The sequence below is a fragment of the Nocardioides rotundus genome (assembly GCF_019931675.1).
GTDB lineage: Bacteria > Actinomycetota > Actinomycetes > Propionibacteriales > Nocardioidaceae > Nocardioides > Nocardioides rotundus.
The window spans coordinates 1492031-1505684 of the sequence record NZ_CP082922.1 but is presented as its reverse complement, the minus strand read 5'-3'; the positions used below and the strand labels follow the sequence as shown (position 1 = coordinate 1505684).

General features: G+C 71.5%; 13 protein-coding genes. 3 read left to right on the top strand and 10 right to left on the bottom strand.

Going from position 1 to position 13654, the window contains the following annotated elements:
- Positions 1 to 175: 175 nt before the first annotated feature.
- Positions 176 to 313: a hypothetical protein gene (locus K8W59_RS07500; protein ID WP_223399126.1), complete on the top strand. Its 138-nt coding sequence runs from the start codon at positions 176 to 178 to the stop codon at positions 311 to 313.
- 190 nt (positions 314 to 503) lie between these two features.
- Here K8W59_RS07500 and K8W59_RS07495 read toward each other — a convergent pair whose 3' ends face one another.
- From K8W59_RS07495 to K8W59_RS07475, 5 genes are all read right to left on the bottom strand, one after another.
- Positions 504 to 941, bottom strand: a complete 438-nt coding sequence (locus K8W59_RS07495) for a hypothetical protein (RefSeq protein ID WP_223399117.1) — start codon at positions 939 to 941, stop codon at positions 504 to 506.
- A gap of 139 nt (positions 942 to 1080) precedes the next feature.
- Entirely contained in the window at positions 1081 to 2448 is a 1368-nt protein-coding gene (locus K8W59_RS07490; protein ID WP_223399114.1) for a replication-associated recombination protein A, read from the bottom strand.
- A gap of 10 nt (positions 2449 to 2458) precedes the next feature.
- Positions 2459 to 4291 (bottom strand): aspartate--tRNA ligase, encoded by a 1833-nt coding sequence (gene aspS / locus K8W59_RS07485; protein ID WP_223399111.1) that lies wholly within the window; start codon positions 4289 to 4291, stop codon positions 2459 to 2461.
- Positions 4288 to 5628 carry a histidine--tRNA ligase gene (hisS, locus tag K8W59_RS07480; RefSeq protein WP_223399109.1) on the bottom strand — a complete coding sequence of 447 codons (1341 nt, stop codon included), beginning with the start codon at positions 5626 to 5628 and terminating at the stop codon, positions 4288 to 4290. Before hisS ends, aspS begins: the two co-directional genes overlap by 4 nt.
- A 3-nt stretch (positions 5629 to 5631) precedes the next feature.
- The gene (locus K8W59_RS07475) at positions 5632 to 6357 is read right to left on the bottom strand and encodes an MBL fold metallo-hydrolase (RefSeq protein WP_223399107.1); all 726 of its coding nucleotides are present in this window, start codon (positions 6355 to 6357) and stop codon (positions 5632 to 5634) included.
- 67 nt (positions 6358 to 6424) lie between these two features.
- On the opposite strand from K8W59_RS07475, the gene K8W59_RS07470 reads away from it, so the two are divergent.
- Positions 6425 to 7654, top strand: a complete 1230-nt coding sequence (locus K8W59_RS07470; RefSeq protein ID WP_223399104.1) for a DUF349 domain-containing protein — start codon at positions 6425 to 6427, stop codon at positions 7652 to 7654.
- Positions 7655 to 7742: 88 nt separating this feature from the next.
- Entirely contained in the window at positions 7743 to 8579 is an 837-nt protein-coding gene (locus K8W59_RS07465; protein ID WP_223399102.1) for an alpha/beta fold hydrolase, read from the top strand.
- A 182-nt stretch (positions 8580 to 8761) separates the two neighbouring features.
- Here K8W59_RS07465 and K8W59_RS07460 read toward each other — a convergent pair whose 3' ends face one another.
- From K8W59_RS07460 to ruvB, 5 genes are all read right to left on the bottom strand, one after another.
- Positions 8762 to 9052, bottom strand: a complete 291-nt coding sequence (locus tag K8W59_RS07460) for a GIY-YIG nuclease family protein (protein ID WP_223399094.1) — start codon at positions 9050 to 9052, stop codon at positions 8762 to 8764.
- Between the two features lie 166 nt (positions 9053 to 9218).
- Positions 9219 to 11462, bottom strand: a complete 2244-nt coding sequence (locus K8W59_RS07455; RefSeq protein ID WP_223399759.1) for a RelA/SpoT family protein — start codon at positions 11460 to 11462, stop codon at positions 9219 to 9221.
- Positions 11463 to 11548: 86 nt separating this feature from the next.
- The gene (locus K8W59_RS07450) at positions 11549 to 12067 is read right to left on the bottom strand and encodes an adenine phosphoribosyltransferase (protein WP_223399758.1); all 519 of its coding nucleotides are present in this window, start codon (positions 12065 to 12067) and stop codon (positions 11549 to 11551) included.
- A gap of 43 nt (positions 12068 to 12110) precedes the next feature.
- Positions 12111 to 12470 (bottom strand): preprotein translocase subunit YajC, encoded by a 360-nt coding sequence (gene yajC / locus K8W59_RS07445; protein ID WP_223399092.1) that lies wholly within the window; start codon positions 12468 to 12470, stop codon positions 12111 to 12113.
- A 75-nt stretch (positions 12471 to 12545) separates the two neighbouring features.
- The gene (ruvB, locus tag K8W59_RS07440) at positions 12546 to 13643 is read right to left on the bottom strand and encodes a Holliday junction branch migration DNA helicase RuvB (protein ID WP_223399083.1); all 1098 of its coding nucleotides are present in this window, start codon (positions 13641 to 13643) and stop codon (positions 12546 to 12548) included.
- Positions 13644 to 13654 lie beyond the last annotated feature (11 nt).

The window sequence follows — 13654 nt, the reverse complement described above, 5'->3', positions numbered from 1 at the left end:
CGGGGCGCGGCATCGGCCGCTCGTAGCCGCACTGGCAGAACCCTCCGCGTCGGGCAGACGCCCCGCTCGGCGCGGCGGCGGGAGTCAGGTTCTGCCAGTTCGGCTCCGCGCGGCGCCCGTGAGCCGGGGCCTGACGGGGCCACGCGGCACGGATCAGAGACATATGCTCAAGGCCATGTGCCGCGACTGCCCCACCCCACGGAGTCGGGCGAAGGGCGTCGTCGACGAGCTGATCGGCTGGGTGGTCCTTCCGTTCGCCATCCTGGCGATCGTGCTGGGCATGGCGGTCCTGGGGAACGTCGTCCTCGTCTAGCTGTCAGGCAGCGGCAACTCGGCTGGGGGTCGGCGCGTCTAGCCCCGCATCACCGTTCGATGCACAGCTCGTTCCCCTCGGGGTCGGCCAGCACGACGAGTTCAGGATGACGCCCCAACTCGGTCGCTCCCCGATGGGCTCGTAGACGATCAGGCCCGGCATGGCCGTTCTGGAAACCGCTGCCGCTGATCTAGGTGTCGGACGGTGGGAGATCCGGCGGCGGCGGGAAGTCCCGCTTCTCGGCCCACTTGCGGTACAGGTCGCGGATCACGCCGAGGTAGAGGTCCTCCAGACGACCTTCGGCCTCGGCCACGGTCAGCTCGGCGGCGGGGAGGTTCAACGACGCCCCGTCGCTGGTCTTCCTCAGCGTGCGCTTGTCGATCTCGTCCCGGACGGCCAGGTAGAGGAACGGCGAGGGTGGGATCAGGTACTGCTCGACCCAGTGGCGCCACTCGTCGAGCACCACCAGCCGGTCCCACGAGTCCTCCAGCGCGTCCATCTGGGCGAGTGTGACGTCGTACCCGAGCCAAGCGACGTTGATCGAGTGACTCATCCGATAGTCATGCCACACCTGTGGGCGCTCGGGCTCCTCCAGGTCGTCCTCGAACTCCCCCGTCACATCGTCCATGCCGACAGCCTAGGGGTCCGCAGCCGCGGCAGCCGTTCAGGCGCCATGCCCGGGGGGCTTCTCAGGGAAAACTGCCGCTGGTCGGCTGAAACCTCGGCCGACAAGCGCACGGTTACCCGGTGGGCCGGGGAACCGTCCGCTACTTCCCCCGGACGATCCGGCGGATCCGCTCCCAGCGCTCCTTCACGCCGGCCTCGGCGCCGTTCCCGGTGGGCTGGTAGTACTCCGCGTCGCGGACGGGCTCGGGGGCGTAGTCCTGCTCGGCGATGCCGTAGGGGTGGTTGTGGGCATACTTGTAGCCCTTGCCGTGGCCCAAGTCCTTCGCCCCACCGTAGTGGGCGTCGCGCAGGTAGGAGGGCACGGTGCCGATCTTGCCCGCCCGGACGTCCGCCGAGGCGGCGTCGATCGCCTTGATCACCGCGTTGGACTTCGGCGCCACCGCGAGCGCGATCACCGCCTGGGCCAGGTTGAGCCGCGCCTCCGGCATCCCGATCAGCTGCACCGCCTGCGCGGCGGCGACCGCCGTGGTCAGCGCGGTCGGGTCCGCGAGCCCGATGTCCTCCGAGGCCAGGATCACCAGCCGCCGGGCGATGAAGCGCGGGTCCTCCCCTGCCTCCATCATCCGGGCCAGGTAGTGCAGCGCCGCATCCGCATCCGACCCCCGGATCGACTTGATGAACGCCGAGGTGACGTCGTAGTGCTGGTCGCCCTGCCGGTCGTAGCGCACCGCCGCCTGGTCGGCCGCGGTCTCGGCCATCGACAGGTCCACCTCGAAGGGCCCCTCGGCTCCCGGGGACCAGCCGGCCGCCCGCGCCGCCGCCTCCAGGTAGGTCAGCGAGCGCCGTGCGTCGCCGCCCGCCAGCCGGATGATGTGCGCCAGTGCGTCGTCGGCGACCGTGACGGCGCCCCCGAGCCCGCGATCGTCGGCGAGCGCCTGGTCGAGGACCGCGCGCACGTCGTCGTCGGTGAGCGACTCCAGCCGGAGGAGGAGCGAGCGCGACAGCAGCGGCGAGATGACGGAGAAGAACGGGTTCTCCGTGGTGGCCGCGACCAGCGTGACCCAGCGGTTCTCCACACCCGGCAGCAGCGCGTCCTGCTGCGCCTTGGTGAAGCGGTGCACCTCGTCGACGAACAGCACGGTCTCCCGGCCGCCGCGCACCAGCTCGCGGCGGGCGCCGTCGATCGCGGCGCGCACCTCCTTGACCCCGGCAGCGACCGCCGAGACCTCGACGAAGCGGCGGTTGGTCTGCTGGCTGACGATCGAGGCGATCGTGGTCTTGCCGGTGCCCGGCGGGCCCCACAGCAGCAGCGACATGGCGTGGTCGGCCTCGACCAGCTGGCGCAGCGGCGACCCCGGTGCCCGCAGCTGGTCCTGCCCGACGAGCTCGTCGAGGGTGCGCGGACGCATCCGCACCGCGAGCGGCGCGGATGCGTGCGTGTTGGCGCCCAGCGAGCCCGCACCCGGGTCGGAGGCGGGCTGGTCCGGGACCTCGAAGAGACCCTCCACGCGGTTCAGCCTACGAGCCGTCGCCACCCGGCTCGGGCGCGGACGGCTCAGGCACCGACGGGCGACGGGTGTCGCGACCGGAGTCGGAGGCGGACTTCGGCTTGGCGTCCACCCCGGCCTCCTTGCGCTGCTCGGGGGTGATCGGCGCGGGGGCCTGGGTCAGCGGGTCGTATCCGCCGCCGGACTTGGGGAACGCGATCACCTCGCGGATCGAGTCGGCGCCGGCCAGCAGCGCCACGATCCGGTCCCAGCCGAACGCGATGCCGCCGTGCGGCGGGGCGCCGTACTTGAACGCCTCGAGCAGGAACCCGAACTTCTCCTGCGCCTCGGCCTCGTCCAGGCCCATCACGGCGAAGACCCGCTTCTGCACGTCCTCGCGGTGGATACGGATCGACCCGCCGCCGATCTCGTTGCCGTTGCAGACGATGTCGTAGGCCCACGCGAGCGCGTTGCCGGGGTCGGCGTCGAAGGCGTCGAGATCCTGCGGCGAGGTGAAGGCGTGGTGTACGGCGGTCCAGGCGCCCGAGCCGACCGCGACATCGCCCGCGGCGGTGGCGTCGTCGGCGGGCTCGAACAGCGGCGCGTCCACGATCCAGACGAAGCTCCACTCGCCTTCGTCGATCAGGTCGCCGCGGCGGGCGATCTCCAGCCTCGCGGCACCCAGCAGCGCACGCGAGGACTTCACCGGGCCGGCGGCGAAGAAGATCGCGTCGCCCGGGTTGGCGCCGGTGTGGGCGGCGAGCCCGGCGAGCTCGGACTCCGACAGGTTCTTGGCGACCGGGCCGCCCAGGGTGCCGTCCTCGCCGACGGTGACGTAGGCGAGGCCCTTGGCCCCGCGCTGGCGGGCCCACTCCTGCCAGGCGTCGAACTGGCGCCGCGGCTGCGAGCCGCCACCGGGCATCACCACGGCGCCGACGTACGGCGCCTGGAAGACCCGGAAGCCCGTGTCGGCGAAGTAGTCGGTGCAGTCGACCAGCTCCAGGCCGAACCGCAGGTCCGGCTTGTCGGTGCCGTAGCGGGCCATCGCGTCGGCGTAGGTCATCCGCGGGATCGGGGTGGAGATCTCGTGCCCGATGAGCCGCCACAGCGCGACCAGCACCTGCTCGGCGACCGCGATCACGTCGTCCTGGTCGACGAAGCTCATCTCCAGGTCGAGCTGGGTGAACTCCGGCTGCCGGTCGGCGCGGAAGTCCTCGTCGCGGTAGCAGCGCGCGATCTGGAAGTAGCGCTCCATCCCGGCGACCATGAGCAGCTGCTTGAACAGCTGCGGGCTCTGCGGCAGGGCGTACCAGCTGCCCGGCTGCAGCCGCGCCGGCACCAGGAAGTCGCGAGCGCCCTCGGGGGTGGAGCGGGTCAGCGTGGGGGTCTCGATCTCCACGAAGCCGTCGGCGTCGAGCACGTCGCGGGCAGCCTTGTTGACCTGGCTGCGCAGCCGGATCGCTGCGGCCGGGGCGGGGCGGCGCAGGTCGAGGTAGCGGTGGCGCAGCCGCGCCTCCTCGCCTACCTCGACGTGCTCGTCGATCGGGAACGGCAGCACCGCCGACGGTGAGAGCACCTCCACGTCGGTGGCGATCACCTCGATCTCCCCGGAGGGCAGGTTGGGGTTCTCGTTGCCCTCCGGGCGGCGCTGCACCTCGCCGGTGACCTTGAGGACGTACTCGCTGCGCAGGCTGTGCGCGACCTCCTCGTCGCGGATCACCACCTGGGCGATCCCGCTGGCCTCGCGCAGGTCGATGAACGCCACGCCGCCGTGGTCGCGGCGGCGCCCGACCCATCCGGCCAGGGTGACGGTCTCGCCGACGTTCGCGGCGGTCAGGGTGCCGGCGTCGTGGGTGCGGATCACTGCTGCTCCTTGGTGAGGGTGCGGGGTCGGAGGTCGGCGGCGGGAGGCGTCCAGCCGTCGGGGTCGGCGTCGGTCTGGTCGCCGCTGCGGATGTCCTTGACCTGGTGGGTGTCGTCGTCCTGGGCGAACCAGACGAACGGGATGCCGCGGCGCTCGGCGTACCGGATCTGCTTGCCGAACCGCTGCGGGCTCGCGGCCACCTCGCACGGGATGCCGCGGGCGCGCAGGGCGGTGGCGACCGCATCGGAGGCGGGCCGCGACGCCTCGTCGGTGAGGGCGATGAGTACGGCGCTGGGCACCGCTCGGCTGCCGGTGAGCACCCCGTCGGCGATCAGCGGGATCAGCGACCGGGAGACCCCGAAGGAGACGCCGACGCCGGGGTAGGTGGTGCGCCCGTCGGAGGCGAGGGCGTCGTACCGTCCTCCCCCGCCGACCGACTTCAGCCGCTCGTAGCCGGACATGAAGATCTCCACGACCGTGCCCGTGTAGTAGTCCAGGCCGCGGGCGATGCGCAGGTTGGCCTCGATGGTGACCTTGGTGCGGGGTACGGCGGCGCAGCCGGCCACGACCGCCTCGAGCTCGGCCAGGCCCTCCTCCAGCAGCTCGTCGGTGACGCCGAGCGCGCGGACCTGCTCGACGAAGGAGGTGTCCGGGGTGCGGATCGTGGCGAGCTCCAGGCACCGCTGCGCCTGCTCGAGCGTGGCGCCGGCGTCCTCGACCAGCAGCCGCGCGACCTCCTCGGCCGGCAGCTTGTCCAGCTTGTCGATGGTGCGGATCGCGGCGGTGAGGTCGGGCAGGCCGAGGCCCCGATAGAAGCCCTGGATCAGCTTGCGGTTGTTGAACTGGAACGAGACCGGCGGGATCGGCAGGCGGTCGAGCGCGTCGACCATCACCCGCATCACCTCGACGTCGTGGTGGAAGGGCAGCTCGTCGCGCCCGACGATGTCCACGTCGGCCTGGGTGAACTGGCGGTAGCGGCCCTCCTGCGGCCGCTCGCCGCGCCAGGCCGGCTGGATCTGGAAGCGCCGGAAGGGGAACTCCAGGTGGCCGGCGTGCTCGAGGACGTAGCGCGCGAACGGGACGGTCAGGTCGAAGTGCAGGCCCAGGCCGGAGTCCGAGGCGCTGTCGTCGGCCTGCAGCCGGCGCAGCACGTAGATCTCCTTGTCGATATCCCCGCCCTTGGCCAGCCGGTCCAGCGGCTCGACCACGCGGGTCTCGATGTTGGCGAAGCCGTGCAGCTCGAAGGTGTCGGCCAGCGAGGCGACGACCTCGCGCTCGATCACCCGCTGGGCGGGCAGCAGCTCAGGGAACCCGCTGAGCGGGCCGATCTTGCTCATCTCTCACAGTCCTCGGGTGACGCGTCCCGCGGAGTCGCCGCCGGCGAGCTCCAGCAGGTAGGGGTTGGTCGCGCGCTCGCGCCCGATGGAGGTCTGCTCCCCGTGGCCGGGGAGCACGACGATGTCGTCGGGCAGCGTGAGCACCTTGTCGCGCAGGCTGCGCAGCATCGTCGGATGGTCGCCGCCGGGCAGGTCGGTGCGGCCGATGGAGCCGGCGAAGAGCAGGTCGCCGGAGAACATCAGCTCGCGGACCTCATCCTGGTCGGGGTACGGCGTCCGGAAGGTCACCGATCCCTCGGTGTGGCCGGGTGTGTGGTCCACGGTGAAGTCGACCCCGGCCAGCTGGAGCCGCTGGCCGTCGGCCATCTCGCGGACGTCGTCGGGCTCGGCCCACCGGGCGCTGCTGTCCCCCAGCAGCTGCGGGAGCATCGCGCGGGTGTCGGCGCTCATCCCGGCCAGCGGGTCGGTGAGCAGGTGCCGGTCTCCGGGGTGGATCCACGCGGTGGCGTCGTACGTCCCCGCCACCGGGGTCACCGACCACATGTGGTCGAGGTGGCCGTGGGTGAGCAGCACCGAGACTGGCTTCAGCCGGTGCTCGCGCACGACCTGCGCGACGCCCTCGGCGGCATCCTTCCCGGGGTCCACGATGACGCACTCGGCGCCCGGCTCGGTCGCGACGACGTAGCAGTTCGTGCCCCACGGGCCCGCGGGGAATCCGGCGATGAACACCCATTCAGCCTATCGACAGCCGGTCGTTCCCGCGGAACCGGCGGGCCCCGGCGTTAGAGTGACCGGCGTGACGAGTCACGAGTGGGGACGAGTGGCCGAGGACGGCACCGTCTATGTGCGGACCGCGGACGGCGAGCGATCGGTCGGGCAGGTGCCCGACGCCTCCCCGGAGGAGGCGCTCAAGTTCTTCACCGAGCGCTACGCCGCCTTGGAGTTCGAGGTCGGGCTGCTGGAGCAGCGGGTGCGGGCGGGGAAGCTCTCCCCCGACGAGGCCGCCTCGTCGGTGAAGACGGTCCGTGACCAGGCCGCGGAGGCGAACGCCGTCGGCGACCTCACCGCGCTGGTCGGGCGCCTGGACGCGCTGGCCCCCGAGATCGCCGAGCAGCGGCACCTGCGCAAGGCCGAGAAGGCGCAGCGCAGCGCGGAGTCGCGGGAGGCGAAGGAGAAGATCGTCGGCGAGGCCGAGAAGATCGCCGGCGGCCGGGACTGGCGGGGTGGGGCGAACCGGCTGCGGGACCTGCTGGAGGAGTGGAAGGCGCTCCCCCGGCTGGACAAGAAGACCGACGACGCGCTGTGGAAGCGCTTCAGCAGCGCGCGGACGGCGTACACCAAGGCCCGCAAGGCGCACTTCGCCGAGCAGTCCGAGCAGCGCGAGGGCGCGAAGACGATCAAGGAGCGGTTGATCCGCGAGGCCGAGGCGCTCTCGGGGTCGACCGACTGGGGCCCCACCTCGGGGAAGTACCGCGACCTGATGCGCGAGTGGAAGGCCGCCGGCCCCGCCCCGCGCGACGTCGACGAGAAGCTGTGGCGGCGGTTCCGCGCCGCGCAGGACGTCTTCTTCTCCGCCCGCGACGAGGCGAACAAGGCGATGGACGAGGAGTTCGCCGCCAACGCCGTGGTCAAGGAGCAGATCCTGGTCGAGGCGGAGGCGCTCGACCCGCGCGCCGATCTCGAGGGCGCCAAGCGCGCCTTCCGCGACCTGGCGGACCGCTGGGACGCCGCCGGCAAGGTCCCGCGGGACAAGATGAAGTCGCTCGAGGGCCGGATGCGCAAGGTCGAGCAGTCCATCCGCGCGGTCGAGGACGAGCAGTGGAAGCGCTCGGACCCGGAGAAGTCCGCCCGCGCCGACGACATGGTCTCCAAGCTGGAGGCCGGGCTCGCCGAGACCCAGGAGAAGCTGGACAAGGCCCGCGCCGCCGGCGACGACAAGCGCGTCCGCGACCTGGAGTCGGAGCTGGAGAACAAGCAGTCCTTCCTGGAGATGGCCCGCAAGGTCAGCTCCGAGTTCTCCGGCTGACCCTCCCTCCCCCTCTCTCCTCCCCAACCCCACAGCCAACCCACCCATCCCCGCCGAGTCGGCGCTTGGTGACCGGCAAGATGGGCCCATGCTTGACCGGATCGCCTCCTTCACCAACGACGGCCTGACCTTCGACGTCCGAGATGAGGGACCCCTGGACGGCACGCCGGTCGTGCTGCTGCACGGCTTCCCCCAGACCTCGAGCTCGTGGCGGGCGGTGGCCACGCTGCTGCACGACGCCGGGTGCCGCACGCTGACGCCGGACCAGCGGGGCTACTCCCCCGGCGCTCGGCCGAGCGGACGTACGCCGTACGCACTGGATCGTCTGATCGGCGACATCGCCGCTCTGGTGGATCGCGTGGGCACCCCGGTCCATCTCGTCGGCCACGACTGGGGCGCGATGGTGGCGTGGGGACTGGCCGCGACGCATCCCGAGCGGGTGCGGTCGCTGACCGCGGTGTCGGTGACTCACCCGGGCGCGTTCCTGCGCAGCCTCGGCAGGCTCGACCAGCTCCGCCGGTCCTGGTACATCGTGTTCTTCCGACTGCCCCGGCTCCCCGAGTGGGCCATGGCGCGCCCTGCCGTCCATCGACGGGCGCTGCGGCACGCCGGCATGAGCCGTGAGGCGGTGACCCGATACCGCTCGGAGATGCTCGACGGCGGCGCGCTCCGTGGCGGTCTCGGGTGGTACCGCGCGATCCCCCTCGGCAGTCCGGCGCTGCTGCGGCGTCGCGTCGCCGTACCGACGACGATGGTGTGGAGTGACGGGGACGTCGCCCTCGGTCGGCATGGCGTGGAGCTCGCGCAGGAGTACGTCGACGCCGGCTACTCCTTCGTCGAGCTCGCCGGCGTCAGCCACTGGATCCCCGAGGAGGCACCCGAGGCTCTCGCCGCCGCCATCCTGGATCGGATGGCCTCGAACTAGCCTCCCCGGTCGCTGGTCGAGCCTGTCGAGACCACTCGCCGGTCGAGCCGCACCGTCGCCGGTCGAGCCCGTCGAGACCACCCGCCGGTCGAGCCTCTCCGGACGCTGGTCGAGCCTGTCGAGACCACCCGCCGGTCGAGCCTCTCCGGTCGCTGGTCGAGCCTGTCGAGACCACGGGACGGTCACGGTCGTCGACGGTTCTTGCCCCTGGCGAGGTCGGGAAGGTCCTCGTATCTCTGCTCGATCAAGGCGATGCGCTTCGCCCTGGACCAGTTCTGGATCTGCTTCTCCCGAGCGAAGGCCGCCCCGATGTGCTCATGCTCCTCGAACCAGACCAGCGTGACGGGCAGCCGGCGGCGCGTGTACTCACTGCCCATCCCCAATCGATGCTGTTCCTGTCTCAGGTCGAGTGAGCGTGTACTGCCGACGTACAGGCTGTCATCTGCGCACCGCAGGATGTAGGTGAATGGCATGTCCTCAGCCTGACCCGGTTTGCCGCCGAGATGGGCCACTGCGCAGATCTGTGGATAGTGATCCCGGGATGGGGTAAGTCACCCTTCTCGTCAATCACCGTGGTCTCGACAAGCTCGACCACCGAACCCACCGTGGTCTCGACAAGCTCGACCACCGAATACTCGGTCAGTTGGAGACGCGGGTGGCGTCGAAGACCCCGGGGACGCTGCGGACGGCGGAGAGGACGTTGTCCAGGTGCATGGCGTCGCCCATCTCGAAGGTGAAGCGGCTGGTGGCGACCCGGTTGCGGGTGGTGGTCAGGTTGGCGCTGAGGATGTTCACGTGCGCGTCGGAGAGCGCCATGGTGATGTCGGAGAGCAGCCGGGTCCGGTCGATCGCCTCGACCTGGATGTTCACCAGGAAGGTGGACTTCGACGTGGGCGCCCACTCCACCTCCAGCAGCTTCTCGGGCTGGCTTCGCAGGTTGTCGGCGTTGGTGCAGTCGACCTGGTGCACCGAGACGCCGCCGCCCTTGGTGACGAACCCGAGGATCGGGTCGGGCGGCACCGGGGTGCAGCAGCGAGCCAGTTTCACCCACACGTCGGGCGCGCCCTTGACGATCACGCCGGCGTCGCCGCTGCCGCGGTTGACCCGCCGCTTGGCACCCCGACCGGTGATGGAGACGCCCTCGGCGAGGTCCTCGGCGACCGCCTCGGCGCCGCCGTTGATGTCGATCACCTTGCGCACGACCGCTTGCGCGGAGATGTTGTTCTCCCCCACGGCGGCGTAGAGCCCCGAGACGTCGGCGAGGTGAAAGTACTCCGCCGCGAGGCTCAGCGACTCGTGCGTGAGCACCCGCTTCATGCCCACGCCCTCCTTGCGCATGAGCCGGGCGATCTGCTCCTTGCCGCGCTCGATCGCCTCCTCGCGGCGCTCCTTGGAGAACCACTGGCGGATCTTGGAGCGGGCCCGCGGCGAGCGGACGAAGGTGAGCCAGTCCCGCGAGGGGCCGGCGGCCGGGTTCTTGGAGGTGAAGACCTCCACCACGTCGCCGTGGTCGAGCTGCGACTCCAGCGGCACCAGCCGGCCGTTGACCCGGGCGCCGATCGTGTGGTGGCCGACCTCGGTGTGGACGGCGTAGGCGAAGTCGACCGGCGTCGCCCCCGCGGGCAGCGCGATCACGTCGCCGCGCGGGGTGTAGACGTAGACCTCGGCGCGGTTGATCTCGAAGCGCAGCGACTCCAGGAACTCGCCCGGGTCCTCCACCTCGTGCTGCCAGTCCAGCAGCTGCCGGACCCAGCCCATGTCGTCCATGTCGCCGCGCAGCTCGGTGTCGACGCCGTTGCGGCTGTCCTCCTTGTACTTCCAGTGCGCGGCGACGCCGTACTCCGCCCGTCGGTGCATCCCGTAGGTGCGGATCTGGATCTCCACGGGCTTGCCCTGCGGCCCGATCACCGTGGTGTGCAGCGACTGGTACATGTTCATCTTGGGCAGCGCGACGTAGTCCTTGAACCGCGCCAGGACGGGGTTCCACCGGGCGTGGATGATGCCCATCACGGCGTAGCAGTCCTGGTCGTCGTCGACCAGCACCCGCAGTCCGACCAGGTCGTAGATGTCGGTGAAGTCGCGGCCGCCGACGATCATCTTCTGGTAGATCGAGTAGTAGTGCTTGGGCCGCCCGGTGACGCTGGCCTTGATCTTCGCCTCGCGCAGGTCCTTCTCCACCTGGTTGATCACCTCGGCGAGGAACTGGTCCCGCGAGGGCGCGCGCTCGGCGACCATCCGCACGATCTCGTCGTAGATCTTCGGGTGCAGGGTGGCGAACGCGAGGTCCTCCAGCTCCCACTTGAGCGTGTTCATGCCCAGCCGGTGCGCGAGCGGGGCGTAGATGTCCAGCGTCTCGCGCGCCTTGCGCTCCTGGGTCTCGCGCTTGACGTAGCGCAGCGTGCGCATGTTGTGCAGCCGGTCGGCGAGCTTGATCACCAGCACCCGGATGTCGCGCGCCATCGCCACGATCATCTTGCGGATGGTCTCGGCCTGGGCGCTCTCGCCATACTGGACCTTGTCCAGCTTGGTGACGCCGTCGACGAGCAGCGCGACCTCGTCGCCGAAGTCGGCGCGGAGCTGGTCCAGGGTGTACGGCGTGTCCTCGACCGTGTCGTGCAGCAGCGCCGCCACCAGGGTCGGCTCGGTCATGCCAACGTCGGCCAGGATCGTGGTGACCGCCAGCGGGTGGGTGATGTAGGGCTCGCCGCTCTTGCGCTTCTGGCCGGCGTGGTAGTGCTCGGCGGTGGCGTAGGCCCGGGCCAGCAGGGCGAGATCGGCCTTGGGGTGGTTGGCCCGCACCGACTTGAACAGCGGCTCCAGGACCGGGTTGGCGGTCTGGGTGGAGGAGCGCGGCCCCATGCTGCGCGCCAGCCGGGCGCGCATGCCGCGAGCGGACAGCAGCGCGTCGGACGACCGCTCCTTGGTCGCCGGCGTGCTCTTCTCCTCGCTCACCTCATCGAGTCTAGGCGCTAGACCGTCATCAGCGTGGTGAGCGGCAGCCCGTCGAGGGCGGCGCGGCCGTCGAGGAAGCCCAGCTCCATCAGCACGGCCACCGCGTGCGTCGTACCCCCGCACAGGCGGACCAGCTCCACGGTCGCCGCGGCGGTGCCGCCGGTGGCCAGGACGTCGTCGACGAGCAGCACCCGCTGGCCGGGGCGTACGGCGTCTCGATGGATCTCCAGCGTCGCCGAGCCGTACTCCAGGTCGTAGGTCACCGCGTGCGTCTCCCGCGGCAGCTTCCCGGCCTTGCGGACCGGGACGAAGCCGGTGCCGAGGGCCAGCGCCACGGGCGCGCCGACGATGAAGCCGCGCGACTCCATGCCGACCACCACGTCGACCACGGTCTCCCCGGCCTCGTCGCGGCCGGCGGTGGCCAGCGCGTCGACGACCGCGGCGAACCCGTCGGCGTCGGCGAGCAGCGGGGTGATGTCCTTGAAGACGATCCCCGGCTCGGGGAAGTCGGGGACGTCGGGAACCAGCCGCTGCATGGCCTCCCGCGCGGTCTCGAGGACCGCGGCCGGGTCGGCCACGTCAGATGTTCCCGTGCGTGGGCGGAGCCTGCGGGGGCGTGTCGTCGTCGGGGCGGTCCGGCTCGGTGCGCCCCGGCTCGATGCCGCCCGGCTCGGTGGGCGTGGCGTCCACCCGGGTCGCGATCGCCTGGCGGGCCACCTGGACCACGACGCCGTTCGCGATCTCGACCTCGAGCCGGTCGTCGAGCACCCCGCGCACGGTCCCGAAGATGCCGGAGGTGAGCATCACCCGGTCACCGGCGCCCACCGCCTGCTGCAGCTCACGCTGAGCCTTCTGACGCTTGCTGGCGGGCCGGATCACCAGCAGCCAGAAGACCAGGACGACCAGGATCAGGGGCAGGAGCGAGGCGAACTGTTGCACCGGGGGACCTCTCGGGTTGCGGTCTGCGGAACGGCCGGGTCGCGGCCGTCCGGGGAGTCTAGCCAGAGGGTCCGATCACCCCGCGGGGTCGTCCTCGAACAGCGTCGGGTCGGCGTCGGCATGCGGCGCCGAGGGGGGTACGGCGAGGCCCAGATGCCGCCAGGCCGCAGGCGTGGCCACCCGGCCGCGGGGGGTGCGGGCCAGCAGCCCGCGCCGGACCAGGAACGGCTCGGCGACCTCCTCGACGGTCTCCCGCTCCTCGGCGACGGCCACGGCGAGGGTGGAGATGCCGACCGGCCCGCCGCCGAAGCGGCGGCACAGCACGTCGAGCACCGACCGGTCGAGGCGGTCGAGCCCCGAGGCGTCCACCTCGTAGAGGTCCAGCGCACGGGCGGCGATGTCGCGGTCGACCCGCCCGTCGGCGCGGACCTGGGCGTAGTCGCGCACCCGGCGCAGCAGCCGGTTGGCGATCCGCGGGGTGCCGCGGGAGCGGGAGGCGATCTCGGCGGTGCCGTCCGCGTCGGCCTCCACCTCCAGCAGCTGCGCGGAGCGGCGGATGATCTCGTCGAGCTCGTGGGGCTCGTAGTACTCCAGGTGGGCGGTGAAGCCGAACCGGTCCCGCAGCGGGCCGGGCAGCAGCCCGGCGCGGGTGGTGGCGCCGACCAGGGTGAAGGGCGGGATCTCCAGCGGGATCGCGGTGGCGCCCGGGCCCTTGCCGATGACCACGTCGACCCGGAAGTCCTCCATCGCGAGGTAGAGCATCTCCTCGGCCGGGCGGGACATCCGGTGCAGCTCGTCGACGAAGAGCACGTCGCCCTCGTTGAGGCCGGAGAGGATCGCGGCCAGGTCGCCGGCGTGGGTGATCGCCGGCCCGGAGGTCAGGCGGAGCGGGGAGTTCATCTCCGCGGCGATGATCATCGCCAGCGTGGTCTTGCCGAGGCCGGGAGGCCCGGAGAGGAGCACGTGGTCGGGAGCGCGGCCCCGCTGCCGGGCCGCCTCCAGCACGAGCCCGAGCTGGTCGCGCACCCGGGACTGGCCGATCACCTCGTCGAGCCGCTTGGGCCGCAGCGCGGCCTCCACCGCGCGCTCGTCGCCGTCGGCGTCGGCGGTGGTGAGCGAGCGGAGGTAGTCCTCCTCCGCCGCGCTCAGCTGGTCCAGCTCGTCGCCTGACATCGTCTCGAGCC

Bases quoted from the DNA above. Each gene is read 5' to 3' on its own strand.
- ruvB (WP_223399083.1), bottom strand. From the start codon at position 13,643: ATGTCAGGCGACGAGCTGGACCAGCTGAGCGCGGCGGAGGAGGACTAC.
- K8W59_RS07465 (WP_223399102.1), top strand. From the start codon at position 7,743: ATGCTTGACCGGATCGCCTCCTTCACCAACGACGGCCTGACCTTCGAC.
- K8W59_RS07450 (WP_223399758.1), bottom strand. From the start codon at position 12,067: ATGCAGCGGCTGGTTCCCGACGTCCCCGACTTCCCCGAGCCGGGGATC.
- K8W59_RS07500 (WP_223399126.1), top strand. From the start codon at position 176: ATGTGCCGCGACTGCCCCACCCCACGGAGTCGGGCGAAGGGCGTCGTC.
- hisS (WP_223399109.1), bottom strand. From the start codon at position 5,628: ATGAGCAAGATCGGCCCGCTCAGCGGGTTCCCTGAGCTGCTGCCCGCC.
- K8W59_RS07460 (WP_223399094.1), bottom strand. From the start codon at position 9,052: ATGCCATTCACCTACATCCTGCGGTGCGCAGATGACAGCCTGTACGTC.
- K8W59_RS07455 (WP_223399759.1), bottom strand. From the start codon at position 11,462: ATGCGCGCCCGGCTGGCGCGCAGCATGGGGCCGCGCTCCTCCACCCAG.
- K8W59_RS07495 (WP_223399117.1), bottom strand. From the start codon at position 941: ATGGACGATGTGACGGGGGAGTTCGAGGACGACCTGGAGGAGCCCGAG.